This window comes from Brevibacterium sp. S22 (genome assembly GCF_004745485.1).
Lineage (GTDB): Bacteria > Actinomycetota > Actinomycetes > Actinomycetales > Brevibacteriaceae > Brevibacterium.
This window is the reverse complement of the sequence record NZ_RHFG01000005.1, coordinates 21,790-39,016: the sequence shown is the minus strand read 5'-3', so window position 1 is coordinate 39,016 and position 17,227 is coordinate 21,790. Positions and strand designations below refer to the sequence as shown.

Below are 17,227 nucleotides of genomic sequence, written 5' to 3'. Positions count from 1 at the left end.
GTTTGGGGTGAGGAAGATCTCAGACGAACCAGTCCGATTCCCTCCCCGCAGAGTGAACCGCCACCCGAGCGACCAGGCCGGATGTGCTACAAATTGAGGGAGCTTCGTCCAATGTCGCACCAGGAGAGATCATGACAATTCTCGTCGGTTATTCCCCCTCGCCCGAAGGCAAGGCCGCTGTCGAATTCGGCATCAAGCAGGCCCGCGCATTCGACGACGTCCTCGTCGTGCTCAATGCCGGAATCGGTGAGACCCCCGACGAACGCGGCGTGGCCACGAGCAAGGACATCGACGAGCTCAAGGAGACCCTGCAGGCATCCGAGGTCTCCCACGAGATCCTCCAGTTCCTCCGCGGCAATGATCCCGTCGAAGAGCTCCTGGCTCTCGCCGAGGCGACCGCCGACACCCGCATGATCGTCATCGGTTCGCGTCGCCGCTCCCCTGTCGGCAAGCTCATCATGGGTTCGACCGCTCAGCGCATCATCCTCGATTCCGAGGTCCCCGTCGTCTCTGTGAAGGTCGACCGCCGGAAGAAGTAGCCGGCACCTCCTCGAGACAACGGCGGAGCGCCGAGACCACGCTGTGGGCACAGTGGTCTCGGCGCTCCGCCGTTGTCTCGACGATTCCCGCGGCTGGCGGCTGTGTTCTAGGTCAGTCTCCCGCGATCACGGCGATGAGGGCGTCGACGTCGTCCTCGGTCGTGTCGAAGGCACACATGAGGCGGACGATGCCCTCTTCCAAGGGCCAGTCCGCGAAGGCGAACTTCTGCCTGGCGCGAGTGGCCACCTCGGCCGGCATGCGGACGAACACGACGTTCGACTCGACCTTCTGCACGATCTCGACGCCGTGCACACGGCCCTGAGCGACCGCCTCGGCGAGGCTGTCGGCGAGATACTGTGCCATCGCGTTCGACCGGGTGGCGGAGTTCCGCCACAGATCATCCTCGTACAGGGCGTTCAGCTGCGCGGAGAGGAACCGCATCTTCGAGGCCAGCTGCAGGTTCATCTTGCGCAGGAACCGCATGCCGTGGCCGACATCGGGGTTCAGGACGACGACCGCCTCGGCGCCGAGCAGTCCGTTCTTCGTCCCGCCGAGGCTGACGATGTCGACACCGACCGCGGTGGTGATGTCGCCGAGGCCGACGCCGAGGTGGGCGGCGGCATTGCCGAGTCGGGACCCGTCGACGTGGACGATCATGTCGAGGTCGTGGGCGGTCGAGGTGATCGCCGCGATCTCGTCAGGGGTGTAGGTGGTGCCCCATTCGGTGGACTCGGAGATGCTCACGGCCAGCGGCTGCGCATTGTGTTCGTGGCCGCGGCCGATGATCGCGCCCTTGATGGTTTCGGGAGTGAGCTTGCCGTTCTCGGTGGAGGCACCGACGATCTTCAGTCCGCCGACCTTCTCCGGAGCGCCGGTCTCGTCGTAGTTGATATGCGCCGAGGCGGTCGTGATCACCGCGGCCCAGCGCGGCAGCGCCGACTGCAGGGCCAAAACATTGGCACCGGTGCCGTTGAAGACCGGGAACGCGTTGGCATCGGGGCCGAAGTGGGCCTTCATCACCTCGTGGAAGCGGGCGGTCCAGGGGTCTCCGCCGTAACCGGGAGCGTGACCGATATTGGCCTCGGCGACGGCGGCGAGCACCTCGGGGTGGACACCTGCCCAGTTGTCGGAGCCGAAGTTGCGCGGATGCGCCTCGGGGTTGGTGTCGACAGGTGGGGCCGCGGTGCCGGTGTTGGTGAGAGTTTCCGTGGGATTCTGGGACTGCGGTGTCTGGTCAGATGTCTGGGAGTTCACATCCATAGACTATCCCCTCCCCACAGCGGCACACAGCACCGTCAGTCGTCGCTTCCGATGCCTGCCTGCAGGGCTTCCAAACGACAACTGTCCCCTTGAAGTGCATACGCAGTGCATAGATTCACTACGTGTGCACTTCAAGGGGACAGTGACGTGCAGACAGGCTGCCTGCGGGAGTGCTCGACTCAGGCGAGGAGTCCGCGCATGAGCTCGGCGGTCTCGGTCGGGGTCTTGCCGACCTTGACGCCTGCAGCTTCGAGGGCTTCCTTCTTGGCGGCCGCGGTTCCCGAGGAACCGGAGACGATGGCGCCGGCGTGGCCCATGGTCTTGCCCTCGGGAGCGGTGAAGCCTGCGACGTAGCCGACGACCGGCTTCGACACATTGTCCTTGATGTAGGCAGCGGCACGCTCTTCGGCGTCGCCGCCGATCTCGCCGATCATGACGATGGCTTCGGTCTCGGGATCGTTCTCGAACGCCTCGAGCGCATCGATGTGCGTGGTGCCGATGACCGGGTCTCCGCCGATGCCGATGGCAGTGGAGAAGCCGAGGTCACGCAGCTCGTACATCATCTGGTAGGTCAGGGTGCCGGACTTCGAGACGAGGCCAAGCTTGCCCTTCTTCGTGATGTTGGCCGGGATGATGCCGGCCAGCGATGCGTCGGGCGAGATGATGCCGGGGCAGTTGGGTCCGATGATGCGGGTCGCATTGTCGGCGGCCTGCGCACGGGCCCAGACCTCGGCGGCATCCTGGACCGGGATGCCCTCGGTGATGATGACGAGCAGACCGATCTTGGCGTCGATGGCCTCGATCGCGGCGTCCTTGGAGAAGGCCGGCGGCACGAAGGCCACTGACACGTCGGCACCGGTGGCTTCCATGGCTTCGCCCACGGAGGCGAAGACGGGCAGCTCGACCTCGTTGGCGTCCTTATCGTTGTGCGTCACGGTGGTGCCGGCCTTGCGGGCGTTGACACCGCCGACGACGTTCGATCCGGCGGCGAGCATGCGGGCGGTGTGCTTCGAGCCCTCTCCGCCGGTGATGCCCTGGACGATGATCTTCGAATCGGAATTCAGGAAGATAGACATTGTTGTAAAGACCTTTCCTTACTTGGCAGCAGCCAGTTCGGCGGCCTTGTCGGCTCCACCGTCCATCGTGTCAGTGAGCGTGACGAGCGGGTGCGCGGCCTTCTCGAGGATCGCGCGTCCCTCTTCCACGTTGTTGCCGTCGAGGCGGACGACCAGCGGCTTCGTGGCCTGGTCACCAAGGATCTCGAGGGCCTTGACGATGCCGTCGGCCACAGCGTCACACGCGGTGATTCCGCCGAAGACGTTGACGAACACGGACTTCACCTGGTCATCGCCGAGGATGACGTCGAGTCCGTTGGCCATGACCTCGGCCGAGGCGCCGCCTCCGATGTCGAGGAAGTTCGCGGGCTTGACCCCGTCGTGGTTCTCACCGGCGTAGGCGACGACGTCGAGGGTCGACATGACCAGTCCTGCACCGTTGCCGATGATTCCGACCTCACCGTCGAGCTTGACGTAGTTGAGGTCGAGCTTCTTGGCCTTGAGCTCGAGCGGGTTCTCCGCGCTGATGTCGCGCAGCTCCTCGTGCTCCTTGTGACGGAAGTCGGCGTTGTCATCCAGGGAGACCTTGCCGTCCAGCGCAATGATGTCGCCGGCTCCGGTCTTGACCAGCGGGTTGACCTCGACGAGGGTGGCGTCTTCGTTTTCGAAGACGGTCCACAGGCTGGTCAGAACGGGGGCGACCTTCGCTGCGGTGTCGGCGTCGAAGCCGGCCGCCTCGGCGATTTCTGCTGCCTTGGCATCGTTGATTCCGTCGATGGCGGAGACGGGGATCCTAGCGAGCGCTTCCGGACGTTCGACGGCCAGCTGCTCGATCTCCATGCCGCCTTCCTTCGAGCACATGGCCAGATAGGTGCGGTTGGACCGGTCGAGGAGGACGGAGAAGTAGTACTCCTCAGCAATGTCGGCACCTTCGGCGATCATCACCTTTTCGGTGATGTGGCCCTTGATGTCGAGTCCCAGGATTTCCTCAGCGCGCGCTTCGGCCTCGTCGGGGTTCTTGGCGACCTTGACGCCGCCGGCCTTTCCACGGCCACCGATCTTGACCTGAGATTTGACGACGACGACTCCGCCGCCAAGATCTTCGGCTGCCTTCTTCGCTGCTTCTGGCGTCGTCGCGACCTGGGCCTTGAGCACGGGCACTCCGTGCTTCTCGAACAGGTCACGTGCTTGATACTCGAAAAGATCCACGTGTTTTCCTTCGTTTCTGCTGCCGGGTGGTTGGCCCCTGCAGGTTCGTTGACGGATGCAACAACCAAGGACAACCATATTCCCAAACGCACCCGTCCATCCAAACCTGCAGGTTAAATGGACCCTGAGCGTAAGGAATCTCTCGTTAAAAAGTATCTTTGTGGTCAAGATTCTTGATATGGACGTAAAATCGATTCATGGACGAAGTGGATCGAATAGTCGCAGCCTGGCGACGTGAACGCCCGGATCTCGACGTCTCCCCGATGGAGATCCTCTCCCGCGTCTCGCGTCTGGCCAGACAGTTGGACCTGGCACGGAAGTCGAGCTTCTCCGACTACGGCATCGAGGGGTGGGCCTTCGACGTGCTCTCCGCCCTCCGCCGAGCCGGTGAGCCCTATCAGCTCTCACCGTCGACGCTCCTTCAGGAGACGCTGGTCACCAGCGGCACGATGACCAATCGCATCGACCGGCTCGTCGCCCGCGGCTGGGTCGAACGCAGCCCCGACCCCGGAGATCGACGCGGGGTCCTCGTCCAGCTGACCGAAAGCGGCCGTGCCACCGTCGACTCCGCTCTGGCGGATCTGCTGGTCAAGGAACGCGAGATCCTCAGCGGCCTCACCCCCGCCGGAAGCCGCAAGCTCGCCATACTCCTGCGAGAACTGTCCACCGGGTTCGACAGCGACGAAGAGTGAACCCGCCGATCCCCCGGCCCCGACCGCCCCGGCCTCAAACCGCCCGCGACCGGGCGAACCCCGACGACATGCCCACACCGCCGACCCCGACGACGAGGAGCCGACCATGACCGATGAGCTCACGGACTACGCGGGCGCACAGCCGCCTCGGCGCGAGACGATCCATGGTCGCTCCGTCGACCTGGAACCGCTCGACCCCGCCGCGCACGGTGATGCGCTCTTCGCCGCGGTCTCCGCGCCCGAGGGGATCGAGGAGCGGTTCCGCTACCTGCCGCAGGCCCCGCAGACCGGTCGTGCGGACTTCGATTCCTGGATCGCCGAGGCGACCGCCAGTCCCGATCCCCTCTTCTTCGCCGTCGTCGACCGGTCCACCGGTGACGCTGTGGGCCGGCAGGCGCTCATGCGCATCGACACGGACAACGGCGTCATCGAGATCGGACACGTCCTGTGGGGCCCTGCCCTGTCGCGGACCCGGGCGGCCACCGAGGCGCTCTTCCTCTGCGCCGAATTCGCGTTCACCCACGGCTACCGCCGCTTCGAGTGGAAGTGCGATGACGCGAATGCGCCGTCGAAGCGGGCAGCTGAACGCTTCGGGTTCACCTTCGAAGGAGTGTTTCGCCAGCACCTCGTGTACAAGCGCCGCAACCGCGACACCGCGTGGTTCTCGATCATCGACACCGAGTGGCCCGTGCTGCGGTCGGCCTACGAAACGTGGCTCGACGAAGCGAATTTCGATGCTTCAGGTGCCCAGCGCCGGAGCCTGCGCGACCTCATCTCCGCAGCCCGCCGCGGCTGAAGCTTCGACGGTCATCCCAGCTGAGGCGCAGGCAGCCATCGCTCCCGGCAGACTGCAGCTGAGGCGCAGCACCGCGCTTCCCGTCGCTTTCCGACCCTCCACCGCGCGTCCGCCGGAGTGAGAGCGGTCCCGCGCATTAGGCTGGGAGCGATATCACTCGGACCCTGACGACATCTCGAGGAACCATGCGACTTCGTCCCCTTGCCCTGCTGTCCGCCGCCGCTCTGCTGGCCACGACATCGGCGTGCGTGTCGACGCCCGAGGAGACCCGCCCGCAGCCCCGTCCTTCGGTGAGCAAGGAGGAGGTCACTCCGATCGAGACGCCGAAGGACGCACCCGATGTCACCATCGTCGACTCCTCCCCCGGCGGAGAGAAGGACACCGATCCGCTGTGGCAGGGCCTCGCCGAGGCGGCCGAGAAGAAGACCGAGGCCTACCTCAAGGTCTATGTGCACACCGGCAACCCAGAGGTCCCCGATTCCGGCGAGATGACCGTGACCGCCGACAGCCCCGACAGCGTCAGCGTCACCGTCGATTCTGAGAACGTCGACGACGGCGCCTCCCCATTCCTGCTCATCCACGGCACCTTCGACGTCGAGGAGATCGGCAACTCCGCCTACACGCTCAAGACCGTCGATGACAAAGACATCCCCGAGCTCGATCCGAAGGGTCCGGACGACGAGAAGCGCTGCACCGCCGATGACGCTCAGGACCGCATCGGTCTGGCCGCCGACGACCTCGCCGAGGATCCCGGCCGTCGCGAGGAGTTCCGCCAGCAGTGGGGCGGCTCGCCGCGCGTGTGGTGGGGCATCCAGAAGACCGCCGTCAGCCTCGGCGAAGAGGGCGGAGTCGCCGGCGACTTCCTCACCGAAGCCTGCGGAGAGTTCCTCCAGTAGCTCACCACGGCACTGCCGATTGCCGTTGCCTCGGTGGTCGAAATGGTCACAGAAAACTGTGGCGGACGTGACTATTTCGACCACCCAGTGTGAGCGTTCTGACCACCTGAGCGTCCTGTGACAGGTCCCGTGTGCAAGGTGCCGCTCAGCTGCGATTCCGAGCCCCCTCGCCCGCCGGCGTCCTGCATGCGACGATGGCATCGTGAAGATCGCGATAGTCGGAGCTGGAATCGGCGGACTCTCAACGGCCGTGGGCCTGCAGAGAGCCGGTGCCGACGTGACTGTGTTCGAGCGTGCCCGCACGCTGCGGGCGGGAGGTTCGGGGCTGTCGATCTTCGCCAATGGTCTGTCCGCTCTGGAGACGCTGGGATTGCGCGAAGCGTTCGATGCCGTGACCGACCCCAGTGTCGAAGGTTTCGCCGCAGGTCAGCGGCGCGCCGACGGACGCTGGATCGCCCAGGTGCCCAACGATTCGGTCGGTGCGCTGCGCATCGTCGACCGTGCCGATCTCCACCGCATCCTCCTCGACGCTCTCGCACCGGAGACGGTGCGCACCGGCTCCGCGGTGACAGTGACCGGCACCGACGGAACACTGTCGATCACCGCAGGTTCCGAATCCGTCGACACGACCGGCACCACCTCGACGCCGGTGCCCGGTTCCGCATCCGGCTCCAAGAACTCCGGCGCGCCCCCGTCCACCGAGGAGAATTTCGACCTTGTCATCGGTGCTGACGGCCTGCACAGTCGGGTCCGCACCGTCGTCGACGGTGAGCCGGCGGCACCGCAGTACTCCGGGTATTCCGCGTGGCGGGGCATCACCTCGGTGCCGGTGGATCTCGCCGGTGAGGCCGGGGAATCGGTCGGGCACGGACGCCGCTTCGGCATCGCCCCACTCGCCGATGGCCGCGTCTACTGGTTCGGGGTGGCCAACATGCCGCAGAACGCTGTCTTCGCCGATGAGAAGGCCACCGTCGAGCAGATGTTCACCGGTTGGCACTCCCCCATCGCCGACCTCATCGCCGCCACCCCCGCCGAGGAGGTCCGCCGCACTCCGATCTCCGACCTCTCCCGTCGGTTGGCCCGATTCCATCGTGGGCGTGTCGTGCTCCTCGGCGATGCCGCACATTCGATGACGCCGAACCTCGGCCAAGGTGGCGGGCAGGCACTCGAGGACGCTGCCACGCTCACTGTTCTGCTGACCCCGCTGATTGGGAAGTCTCCGGGATCTGGGACGAGTCGGCCCGGACGAACGGTGGAGCAAGACTCCGCCACAGGTGCGGGCCCACGCGCCGGTGTGACCCCGGACCAGGACCCGGGCAAAAGCGCCTCAGCACCGCCAAACCTCGCTGCGGCATTGGGCCGCTATGACTCGCTGCGCCGGCCGCGGACGCAGTCGATCGCACAGAAGTCCCGCCTCATGGGGCAGCTGTTCCAACTCGAGTCGCCGCTGCTGGCGCGTCTGCGCAATGCTGTCTTCTCAGCGGTTCCGTCGAGAATCATTGCGGCTCAGGCCGCGAGCGTGCAGAAGTGGTCGCCTCCGGCGCCTCAGTCGGTCAGGGCGCGGTTGTAGGCGTCGACGACAGCGGGCAGGAAGAACCCCATGATCACGGCGATGGCAGTGACCAGGCAGGCCAGCCCCAGCAACAGGGAGCCGCCGATGACGCTGAAGGCGAAGACGATGACGAGCAGCTCGAAGGCGATCGACGCCGGTCGCGCCCACCGGTGCAGACGCCAGGCGCCTCTGGCCGCGGCACCGACACCAGCCGCGAAGATGAGGAACATGACGGCCAGACCGATCAGCGAGGTCGCCAGCGGACCTGCACTGATCGCCGTGATGACGAACGACACCGCCGCCCCGACCAAGGCCAGCGCCTGCATGCCGAGGACGGTCACGGGCACCAGCATCACCCGCGGGGTCGGAACGCCGTGCCCCTCAGGATCCGGTGAAGCACCGGGTGCGGCGGCCCGGCCATTGCGTGAACTCAAATGTTCACCCGGGCGAATCCGGGGATGAGGATCTCATCGAGCATGCGCTCACGCACATCCAGCGGCAGGAAGGCGGCGGTCACAGCATTGACCGTCGCCCATTCGAGGTCGGTCTGGTTCCAGCCGGCCTCGTCGACGAGCAGACGCATCTCACGTGAGACCGAAGTGCCTGACATGAGCCGGTTGTCCGGGTTGATGGTGACCGCGAAGCCGAGGTCCTTCAGGCCGGTGATCGGGTGGCCGGCGATGGTGCCGCCGATGTCGGTCTGCAGGTTGGAGCTCGGGCACAGCTCGAGCGGGATCTGCTGATCCAGGACCCAGGCGGCGAGGCTGCCGAGCTGACCCTGACCGTCGACGATGTCCATGTCCTCGACGATGCGAGCACCATGGCCCAGACGCTGGGCGTGGCAGATGGTGACCGCCTCGTGGATGGATTCCTTGCCGGCAGCCTCGCCGGCGTGGATCGTCACCGGCACATACGCCTGGTGCAGGGCATTGAAGGCGGAGAGGTGGGACGACGGCGGGAAGCCGTTCTCGGGCCCGGCGATGTCGAAGCCGACGACGCCGGAGTCCGCGCCCTTCTCACGGTGGCGGATGGCCAGTTCGGCGATCGCCAGCGAGTTGTCGGCCTGACGCATGGCCGTGATGAGCTGTCCGACGCGGATGTACTTGCCATCGGATGCGGCTTCGGAGACACCGGCCTCCAGACCGTCCTGGACGGCTTCGACGACGGCGTCGAGTTCGAGTCCGCCTTCGAGGTGCTGTTCGGGTGCCCACCGAGCTTCGGCGTAGAACACTCCGTCGGCCACCTGGTCGAGGACCCATTCCTTGGCGACACGACGCAGGTTGTCCGCGCTCTGCATGACCGCGACTGTGTGCGAGAACGTCTCGAGGTAGCGGACGAGGTCACCGGAGTTCGCGGACTCCGATAACCACCGCCGCAGCGATTCGGCATCGCTGGCGGGCAGGGTGTGGCCGATCGAGTCGGCCAGTTCGATCATCGTCGACGGGCGCAGACCGCCGTCGAGGTGATCGTGGAGGGAGACTTTGGGCAGCTGCAGGATGGGGTCGTCCGATGCGACGCCGGCGGGTACATTCATCACCGTCTCAGCTTATCCGATGACGCGTGAGCCCCTCATCCTTTCTCCGGGTCGATCTCCCCGCTCTTGATCCGCTCCCGCAGGTCCGTGATTCCGCGCCCGGCGTCGGAGACGCGGGAGAGGAATCCGTCCTCGGCGACGATGCGCACCCCGCCGTTGTCGAGGGTGCCCCGGTAGTGGCGATCGGCGACGCGGAAGTCGCCGATCTCCTCGGGCCCGCTCTGCGGCGCGGGGGCCACCTCGTCGGGGTTCTTGCTCTGCGGCCAATCCGGGAACATCGTGCGCAGTCCACGGCGCACGTTCGGCTCCACGGTGGCCACGATCGCCTTGGAGAATCCGCCCGCGGTGCCGTACCAGACGATCTTCGGCAGGCTCGGCCCCTCCTCGTCGCCCTCCGGATCCTCCGTGGCCGTGGTCAGATCCGTCCGCTTCTCATCCGCCGAGGTGACCACTCCCATTGCGGCGGCCGAACCGAACGGGACGAGAACGTCGACGTCGTCGTCGAAGGACCCCTCGAAGTACTCCTGCCCCGCCTCCCGGGTATCGGCGATCGCCCGGGGCGACCCCACCGCTGAGGCGGCCCCCTCCGAGGGACGGTAGGACTCCGCCTCCGGCTGGTCCTCGTCCTTCTCCTTGTTGTACAGATCGACGCCGGCGTCGAAGGCGCTCAGGACACCTGAGGACTGCGGGAATCCGTGCGAGACGACGACCCCGACCTTCCCCGTCTCCGAGGCGGTGGCCGCGGTGTAGCCGGCGATGAACGCCGGCGGCACGAGGTCGAAATTCATGCTCAGCACGTTCTTCGGCAGCTCATCGGTGCCGCTGGAGACCCCGAGGAACAGATCGTCGGGGTGAGCTGCGGCGAAGTCGGCGAGTTCGTCGGCTCCGCCGGGTCCGATGACCGTGGTCAGTGCGCAGTCGTGTCTGTGCATCCGTTCCAATGCCGCCGAGGTGGCCGACCCGCTCGAGACGCGCTGACTCGAGGTGCCGGAGAAGACCCCTGCTCCGCGGGCCAGTTCCGCCTCCTCCAGAGTCAGCGCACCGGCGGAGTGATCGTCGAATCCGGCCGGAGCTGAGACGAGGCAGCCCAGTCGCTCCTCCTCGAAGGCTTCGGGGGCGGCGACCGAGCAGCCGGTCAGCACCAGTGCGCCTGCCGCGGCGAAGGCGGCGACGGAGGTGCTGCGGGCTCTGGGACTCATGGCATCCAGATTATCGGCCCGGCACCTCGGTCGGGTAATCAGCGTTCGCGGTCGAGGACCTTGAGCGCGGTGGCTGTGAACACGCGTGCGGCGATCTCCACGGCGCGTTCGTCGATGAGCAGATCGCCCTGGTGGATGTCATAGGTGATGCCGCCGGGTGTGCGGGTGCCCAGCCGGATGAGCGCACCCGGACAGTGGGTGAGGTACCAGGCGAAATCCTCACCGCCCATCGACTGCGGGGTCAGCTGGACCGAGTTCTCTCCGAGCTCGCCGCGGACCGCGGATTCGATGAGGGTGACCTGGTCTTCGGTGTTGACCACCGGTGGGACGCCTCGGCGATGTTCGAGGTCGACCTCGACTCCGTAGGGACCGGCGATGCGATCGACGAGCTCAGGCAGCACCTCGGCGACCTGGTTCCAGCCGTCGACGTCGAGGCAGCGCAGGGTTCCGCGCAGGATCCCCTCGCTGGGGACGACGTTCGCGGCATGGCCGGCGCTGATCTCGCCCCACACCAGAGAGATCGCGTGCCTGGGATCGATGAGGCGGCCCAGCGTCGAGGGCAGGTCGGTGGCGAGTTTGCCCAGCGCGTAGACGAGGTCCTCGGTCAGGTGCGGACGCGAGGTGTGCCCGCCGTGGCCGGACAGGCGGATGATGACGGTGTCACCGGCGGCGGTGATGGCGCCGATGCGTGAGCCGACCTTGCCGATGTCGACGTTCGGGTCGCAGTGGACGGCGTAGACCTCGGGCACGTCGTCGAGGACGCCTTGGGAGATCACGCGCAGTGCCCCACCGGGGGTGACCTCCTCACCGGGCTGGAAGATCAGGCGCACCCGTCCGCCGAGTCCGCCGGGCCGTGAGTCGTGGATCTTCTGCAGGGCGATTCCCGCCCCGATGAGAGAGGTCAGGTGGACATCGTGGCCGCAGGCGTGAGCGACGCCCGGCACCGTGGAGCGGAACTCCTCATCGATGAGGTCGTCGACGGGCAGTGCGTCGATATCGGCCCGCAGTCCCACGGCCACCGGTCCTTCGCCGACTTCGCAGACGACTCCGGTGCCTTCGAGGCGCCGAGGCGTGAGACCGGCGGCTTCGAGGCGGGCGACGATCTTGTCGGTGGTTTCGAACTCCTGGAAGGACAGTTCCGGATGGGCATGGATATCGCGGCGGAAATCGATGAGTTCTGCACCGATCTCAGCGATTGTCGAGCTGATCACGTCGTGTCCTTCAGTGCGGGGAGGTCGGGGATGGGCGATGTCGAACATTGAGAGCAATATTAGGGACTCGATGTCATAGATGTGCGCAGTGCGACCAATTTCGACATACTTCCCGCTTCGGTCCCGAGGCAGCCGATCGACCAGCCCCGAGGTAGCCGATCAGCCCTGCCCGAGGAGGTCGGTCCGCTCAGAATCCTCGCGCCCCGAGGCGGCTCGTCGGCTCAGAGCAGTTCGTCGAGTCCGCGCTCACCGGCGACGGACACGGCCTTCTTCACGTCTTGGGCGTGCGAGCGGGAGGTGATGAGCAGGACGTCGTCGGTGTCGACGACGACGAGGTCTTCGAGCCCGACGATCGCTACGGTCCGCGGCCCTTCGGAGAACACGACTCCCGAGGCATCGACTTCGAGCAGGTCGGTGTTTCCGCCGATCGAGATCACTCCGCGCGGCTCACCGGGCACCGGCTGGCGCAGTCGGGCCACCGAATCGAAGTCGCCGACGTCGTCCCAGCCGAAGTCACCGGGGATGACGATGACACGGCCGGCCGCGGCCGCGGGTTCGGCCACCACATAGTCGATGGCTCGCTTCTCCAGACCGGGCCACACGGTGCGAAGGACCTCGTCATGGTCGGGGGTGTCCCACGCCTCGGCGATCCGGGCGAGTCCGGAGTAGAGGGCGGGGTCCTCCTCGGCGAGGATGTCGAGCAGGGAGGACGCCTTGGCGATGAACATGCCGGCGTTCCAGCGGTAGCGCCCGGAGTTCACATACTGACGGGCCGTGCTCGCCTCCGGCTTCTCTGCGAAGGCCAGTGCCCGCCTGGCCGTGGGCGCCCCGTCGAGTCCGAGCAGGTCCCCGGTCTCGATATAGCCGTAAGCGGTTGCGGGATTGCGGGGCATGATGCCGATCGTGACGATGTCCCCGGTCTCAGCGGCGGCAACGGCCTGATCGATGACGAGACGGAACTCGTCGACGTTGGTGATCGAATGATCGGCAGAGAACGAACCGACGATGGCCTCGGGATCCTCGCGGGCGATGAGCATGGCGGCCAGTCCGATCGCCGCCGCGGAATCCTTCGGCGAGGGTTCGGTGACGATCTGCGAGCGAGCGATGTCCGGCAGCTGTGCGGCCACCTGATCGAGGTGGCTCTCACCGGTGACCACCCAGACCCTGTCCTCGCCGACGATCGGCGCGACCCGGTCCCAGGTGGCCTGGATGAGGCTGCGGCCGAGGCCGAGGACATCGTGGAGGAACTTCGGCGTCGCGCGACGAGACAGCGGCCACAGGCGCGTTCCGGATCCGCCTGCGGGGATGATGGCGTGGAAGTGCGTGTTCACGATTTCAGTGTCTCAGAGTTCGGGCATGCGTTCCCCGAGGTTGCCCGCCGTGTCGGACGGGACGATCCTCATGCCTCCGGTGGGGACAACCCCACCTCAGGGCCTCCTCGGTGATGGTTCGCTTGAGTTCCGGGGCCGTCCAGGTCAGAGCGGGAGCGAAATCATTTAGAGCACACGCTTGTGCCGTAATTGAAAAATCGTGAGACGGCAAATCCCACTTTTGAGGGAATTGCCAGGGTTGTGGTGTGATCCGGGACGCTCAGCCGTGTCTCGACTGGCACGGAAGCGGTCTTCGGCGTAGTTTCTAGACGTACACACCCGAATAATCAAGATGGAGGATGCTCCGTGGCCAAAGCGTCTACGGGCACTCTGTACCGAGGAAACGAAGGAATGTGGTCCTGGGTCGCGCATCGCGTCACAGGCGTCGGAATCTTCTTCTTCCTTCTGGTCCACGTGCTCGATACTGCACTCGTCCGCGTCTCGCCCGAGGCCTACAACGCAGTGATCGGAACCTATAAGACACCGGTCATGGCATTCGGTGAGATCGCGCTCGTCGCCGCCATCGCATTCCATGCGTTCAACGGTCTGCGCGTCATTCTCGTCGATTTCTCGAAGAGTGGCCCGAAAAATCAGAAGAAGCTGTTCTGGGGAGTCATGGTTGTGTGGCTCATCATCATGATCGCCTTCATCCCCCGCCAGCTGATGCACACCTTCGGAGGCTGACATGAGCACAACATCCATTCCGGCCCCGCGGACCGGCTACTCCCGGCACAAGTCCACGCGCTCGAAGTTCGAGATGTTCGCATGGCTGTTCATGCGCATCTCCGGCGTCGTCCTCGTGATCCTCATCTTCGGTCACCTGTTCGTCAACCTGTGGGTCGGCGACGGCGTCCAAGCCATCGACTTCGGCTTCGTCGCGGGCAAGTGGGCCAACCCGTTCTGGCAGATCTGGGATCTGCTCATGCTGTGGCTGGCAATGCTGCACGGCACCAACGGACTGCGCACCATCATCATGGACTACTCCGAGAAACCCGGCACGCGCATGTCCCTGCAGGTGATCCTCTACATCGCCTCGGTCATCGTCATCGTGCTCGGCACGCTCGTCATCTTCACGTTCGATCCCTGCCCGGCCGGAGCGGACCCCTCGGTCCTGGCTGAGTTCTGCAAGGCCTAAAGGAGAAACATGCAGGTACATCATTACGACGTCGTCATCGTCGGCGCAGGCGGCGCCGGCATGCGTGCGGCGATCGAGTCGGGCCAGCGTGCCCGCACCGCCGTTCTCACCAAGCTCTACCCCACCCGTTCGCACACCGGAGCCGCCCAGGGCGGAATGTGCGCGGCACTGGCGAACGTGGAAGAGGACAACTGGGAATGGCACACCTTCGACACCGTCAAGGGCGGTGACTACCTCGTCGACCAGGACGCCGCCGAGGTGATGGCCAAGGAAGCCATCGACGCAGTGCTCGACCTCGAGAAGATGGGGCTGCCGTTCAACCGCACCCCCGAGGGCAAGATCGACCAGCGTCGCTTCGGCGGACACACCCGCGACCACGGCAAGTCCGCCGTGCGCCGCTCCTGCTACGCCGCTGACCGCACCGGTCATATGATCCTCCAGACCCTGTACCAACAGTGCGTCAAGCACGGCGTGGAATTCTACAACGAGTTCTACGTCCTCGACCTCATCATGACCGAGGTCGACGGGGTCAAGCGTCCTGCCGGTGTCGTGTCCTACGAACTGGCCACCGGTGAGATCCACGTCTTCCAGGCCAAGTCGGTCGTCTTCGCCACCGGCGGCGTCGGCAAGGTCTTCAAGACCACGTCGAATGCCCACACCCTGACCGGTGACGGCATGGCCGTGACCTACAACCGCGGCATTCCGCTCGAAGACATGGAGTTCTTCCAGTTCCACCCCACAGGGCTGGCCGGACTGGGCATCCTGCTCTCCGAGGCGGCCCGCGGCGAGGGCGGAATCCTCCGCAACTCGGAGGGTGAGCGCTTCATGGAGCGCTACGCCCCCACGATCAAGGACCTCGCCCCGCGCGACATCGTGGCCCGTTCGATGGCCAACGAAGTCCGTGAGGGCCGCGGCTGTGGGCCGAACAAGGACTACGTCCTGCTCGACCTCACCCACCTCGAGCCTTCGCACATCGACGAGAAGCTGCCCGACATCACCGAGTTCGCTCGCACCTACCTCGGTGTCGAGCCCTACACGGAGCCGGTGCCGGTCTTCCCGACCGCGCACTACGCGATGGGCGGCATCCCGACGAACATCGAAGCCGAAGTCCTCGGCGACAACGACAACATCATCCCCGGCCTCTACGCCGCCGGTGAGTGCGCCTGCGTGTCCGTGCACGGTTCGAACCGTCTGGGCACGAACTCGCTGCTCGACATCAACGTCTTCGGCAAGCGCGCCGGCATCGCCGCCGCGGAATACGCGAAGACCGCGGAGGTCGTCGAGCTTCCGGAGAACTCGGAGACCGAGGTCGTCGATATGCTCGAGAAGATGCGCACTTCGGACGGCACCGAACGCATCGCCGCCATCCGCAAGGACCTGCAGGACCTCATGGACGCCAACGTCCAGGTTTTCCGCACCGACGAGACTCTCCGGGAAGCCCTCGACCAGATCGCGAAGCTGCGCGAACGCTACAACAACGTGGGCATCCAGGACCGCGGCAAGCGCTACAACCTCGATCTGCTCGAGGCTGTCGAGCTCGGCTTCCTGCTCGAGCTCGCCGAGGTCATCTCTGTCGCCGCCATCCACCGCAAGGAATCGCGCGGAGGACACTTCCGCGAGGACTTCCCGGATCGCGACGACGAGAACTTCATGCACCACACGATGACCTACCTCGATCCCGAAGCGGAGACCGACGGCATCAAGGGCATGCGTCTGGAGACGAAGCCCGTCATCGTCACCCGTTACCAGCCGATGGAGCGTAAGTACTGATGAGCACCGATACCACCACAGAGCCAGCCTCGAAGATCGACCTGCCCGACCATGTGGCAGGCGACAGCGGTTCGATTCCGTCCTTCGACTGCACCTTCCGGATCGCTCGCTTCGACCCCGAGGTCGATTCCGAGCCGCACTGGGAGGAATACAGCATCACGATGTACGGCACCGACCGTGTCCTCGATGCTCTCCACAAGATCAAATGGGAAATCGACGGTTCGCTGTCCTTCCGCCGGTCGTGCGCCCACGGCGTCTGCGGTTCCGATGCGATGCGCATCAACGGCCGCAACCGCCTGGCCTGCAAGACCCTGCTCAAGGACCTCGACACGTCCAAGCCGATCACCGTCGAGGCGATCAAGGGCCTTCCGCTCGAGAAGGACATGATCGTCGACATGGAGCCCTTCTTCCAGTCGTACCGCGAGGTCATGCCGTTCCTCGTCACCTCGGGACACGAGCCCACGCGTGAGCGTCTGCAGTCGGCCGAACAGCGCGCCGCCTTCGACGACACCACGAAGTGCATCCTCTGCGCAGCGTGCACCTCGTCGTGCCCCGTGTTCTGGACCGACGGGCAGTACTTCGGTCCGGCCGCGATCGTCAACGCGCACCGTTTCATCTTCGATTCGCGTGACGAAGGCGGAGACATGCGCCTCGAGGTCCTCAACGACAAGGAAGGCGTGTGGCGCTGCCGCACCACCTTCAACTGCACCGAGGCCTGCCCGCGCGGCATCGAGATCACCAAGGCCATCGCCGAGGTGAAGCAGGCGATCCTGCAGCGCGCGTTCTGATCGCGTCAGCCTGAGTCAGACCGCAGCGGCCCCGCACCACACGGTGCGGGGCCGCTTTCGTCTGCCCCGCCTCGGTGGAGTGCGGGCGCCTCCGTGTGAGCGCCTCGGTTCGGGTGCCGCCCGCTCCGTGTGAGCGCCTCGGTGGGGGTGCCTCCACGACGTACATTTCGCCGCGGCACAGTTTAGGGTGAACAGCCCATATTTGAACGTGGGCTATTCG

The 17,227-nt window shown here is 65.7% G+C and carries 17 protein-coding genes; 9 read left to right on the top strand and 8 right to left on the bottom strand.

What is annotated here, in order from left to right; genetic code table 11:
* Nucleotides 1-131 precede the first annotated feature (131 nt).
* A complete protein-coding gene (locus EB835_RS06770; RefSeq protein WP_135808714.1) occupies nt 132-539 on the top strand; it encodes a universal stress protein in 408 nt (135 codons plus the stop codon).
* Between the two features lie 112 nt (nt 540-651).
* Here the strand turns inward: EB835_RS06770 and EB835_RS06765 are convergent, their stop codons facing one another.
* The 3 genes from EB835_RS06765 to sucC all read right to left on the bottom strand — a co-directional run bounded on the left by EB835_RS06765 (nt 652) and on the right by sucC (nt 4,064).
* Complete coding sequence (locus EB835_RS06765) at nt 652-1,794, bottom strand: threonine aldolase family protein (protein ID WP_240688595.1); 1,143 nt, start codon at nt 1,792-1,794, stop codon at nt 652-654.
* Between the two features lie 185 nt (nt 1,795-1,979).
* A complete protein-coding gene (gene sucD / locus EB835_RS06760) occupies nt 1,980-2,876 on the bottom strand; it encodes a succinate--CoA ligase subunit alpha (protein ID WP_135808712.1) in 897 nt (298 codons plus the stop codon).
* Nucleotides 2,877-2,894: 18 nt separating this feature from the next.
* A complete protein-coding gene (gene sucC, locus EB835_RS06755) occupies nt 2,895-4,064 on the bottom strand; it encodes an ADP-forming succinate--CoA ligase subunit beta (protein ID WP_135808711.1) in 1,170 nt (389 codons plus the stop codon).
* A gap of 197 nt (nt 4,065-4,261) precedes the next feature.
* On the opposite strand from sucC, the gene EB835_RS06750 reads away from it, so the two are divergent.
* The 4 genes from EB835_RS06750 (at nt 4,262) to EB835_RS06735 (ending at nt 8,018) form a co-directional block, all read left to right on the top strand.
* Nucleotides 4,262-4,756 (top strand): MarR family winged helix-turn-helix transcriptional regulator, encoded by a 495-nt coding sequence (locus EB835_RS06750; RefSeq protein WP_135808710.1) that lies wholly within the window; start codon nt 4,262-4,264, stop codon nt 4,754-4,756.
* Nucleotides 4,757-4,862: 106 nt separating this feature from the next.
* Nucleotides 4,863-5,552 carry a GNAT family N-acetyltransferase gene (locus tag EB835_RS06745; RefSeq protein ID WP_135808709.1) on the top strand — a complete coding sequence of 230 codons (690 nt, stop codon included), beginning with the start codon at nt 4,863-4,865 and terminating at the stop codon, nt 5,550-5,552.
* Between the two features lie 185 nt (nt 5,553-5,737).
* On the top strand, nt 5,738-6,448 hold the full coding sequence (locus tag EB835_RS06740; RefSeq protein WP_135808708.1) for a hypothetical protein: 711 nt from the start codon (nt 5,738-5,740) through the stop codon (nt 6,446-6,448).
* A 202-nt stretch (nt 6,449-6,650) separates the two neighbouring features.
* On the top strand, nt 6,651-8,018 hold the full coding sequence (locus EB835_RS06735; protein ID WP_135808707.1) for an FAD-dependent monooxygenase: 1,368 nt from the start codon (nt 6,651-6,653) through the stop codon (nt 8,016-8,018).
* On the opposite strand, the gene EB835_RS06730 is transcribed toward EB835_RS06735, so the two are convergent.
* From EB835_RS06730 to EB835_RS06710, 5 genes are all read right to left on the bottom strand, one after another.
* Nucleotides 7,994-8,434 carry a hypothetical protein gene (locus EB835_RS06730; protein ID WP_240688594.1) on the bottom strand — a complete coding sequence of 147 codons (441 nt, stop codon included), beginning with the start codon at nt 8,432-8,434 and terminating at the stop codon, nt 7,994-7,996. The genes EB835_RS06735 and EB835_RS06730 overlap by 25 nt on opposite strands.
* Entirely contained in the window at nt 8,431-9,534 is a 1,104-nt protein-coding gene (locus EB835_RS06725; protein WP_135808817.1) for an adenosine deaminase, read from the bottom strand. Before EB835_RS06725 ends, EB835_RS06730 begins: the two co-directional genes overlap by 4 nt.
* A 35-nt stretch (nt 9,535-9,569) precedes the next feature.
* The gene (locus tag EB835_RS06720) at nt 9,570-10,733 is read right to left on the bottom strand and encodes a BMP family ABC transporter substrate-binding protein (RefSeq protein ID WP_135808706.1); all 1,164 of its coding nucleotides are present in this window, start codon (nt 10,731-10,733) and stop codon (nt 9,570-9,572) included.
* Between the two features lie 38 nt (nt 10,734-10,771).
* Entirely contained in the window at nt 10,772-11,944 is a 1,173-nt protein-coding gene (locus EB835_RS06715; RefSeq protein ID WP_135808705.1) for an amidohydrolase, read from the bottom strand.
* A gap of 221 nt (nt 11,945-12,165) precedes the next feature.
* A complete protein-coding gene (locus tag EB835_RS06710; RefSeq protein ID WP_135808704.1) occupies nt 12,166-13,275 on the bottom strand; it encodes a mannose-1-phosphate guanylyltransferase in 1,110 nt (369 codons plus the stop codon).
* Between the two features lie 345 nt (nt 13,276-13,620).
* On the opposite strand from EB835_RS06710, the gene sdhC reads away from it, so the two are divergent.
* From sdhC to EB835_RS06690, 4 genes are read left to right on the top strand one after another with little or no spacing between them, the layout of a single operon-like run.
* Nucleotides 13,621-13,998 carry a succinate dehydrogenase, cytochrome b556 subunit gene (gene sdhC / locus EB835_RS06705; protein ID WP_081770431.1) on the top strand — a complete coding sequence of 126 codons (378 nt, stop codon included), beginning with the start codon at nt 13,621-13,623 and terminating at the stop codon, nt 13,996-13,998.
* A 1-nt stretch (nt 13,999) separates the two neighbouring features.
* Complete coding sequence (locus EB835_RS06700) at nt 14,000-14,449, top strand: succinate dehydrogenase hydrophobic membrane anchor subunit (RefSeq protein ID WP_135808703.1); 450 nt, start codon at nt 14,000-14,002, stop codon at nt 14,447-14,449.
* A 9-nt stretch (nt 14,450-14,458) separates the two neighbouring features.
* A complete protein-coding gene (gene sdhA, locus EB835_RS06695; RefSeq protein ID WP_135808702.1) occupies nt 14,459-16,219 on the top strand; it encodes a succinate dehydrogenase flavoprotein subunit in 1,761 nt (586 codons plus the stop codon).
* Nucleotides 16,219-17,007 (top strand): succinate dehydrogenase iron-sulfur subunit, encoded by a 789-nt coding sequence (locus EB835_RS06690; protein WP_135808701.1) that lies wholly within the window; start codon nt 16,219-16,221, stop codon nt 17,005-17,007. The genes sdhA and EB835_RS06690 overlap by 1 nt, the downstream gene beginning before the upstream one ends.
* Nucleotides 17,008-17,227 lie beyond the last annotated feature (220 nt).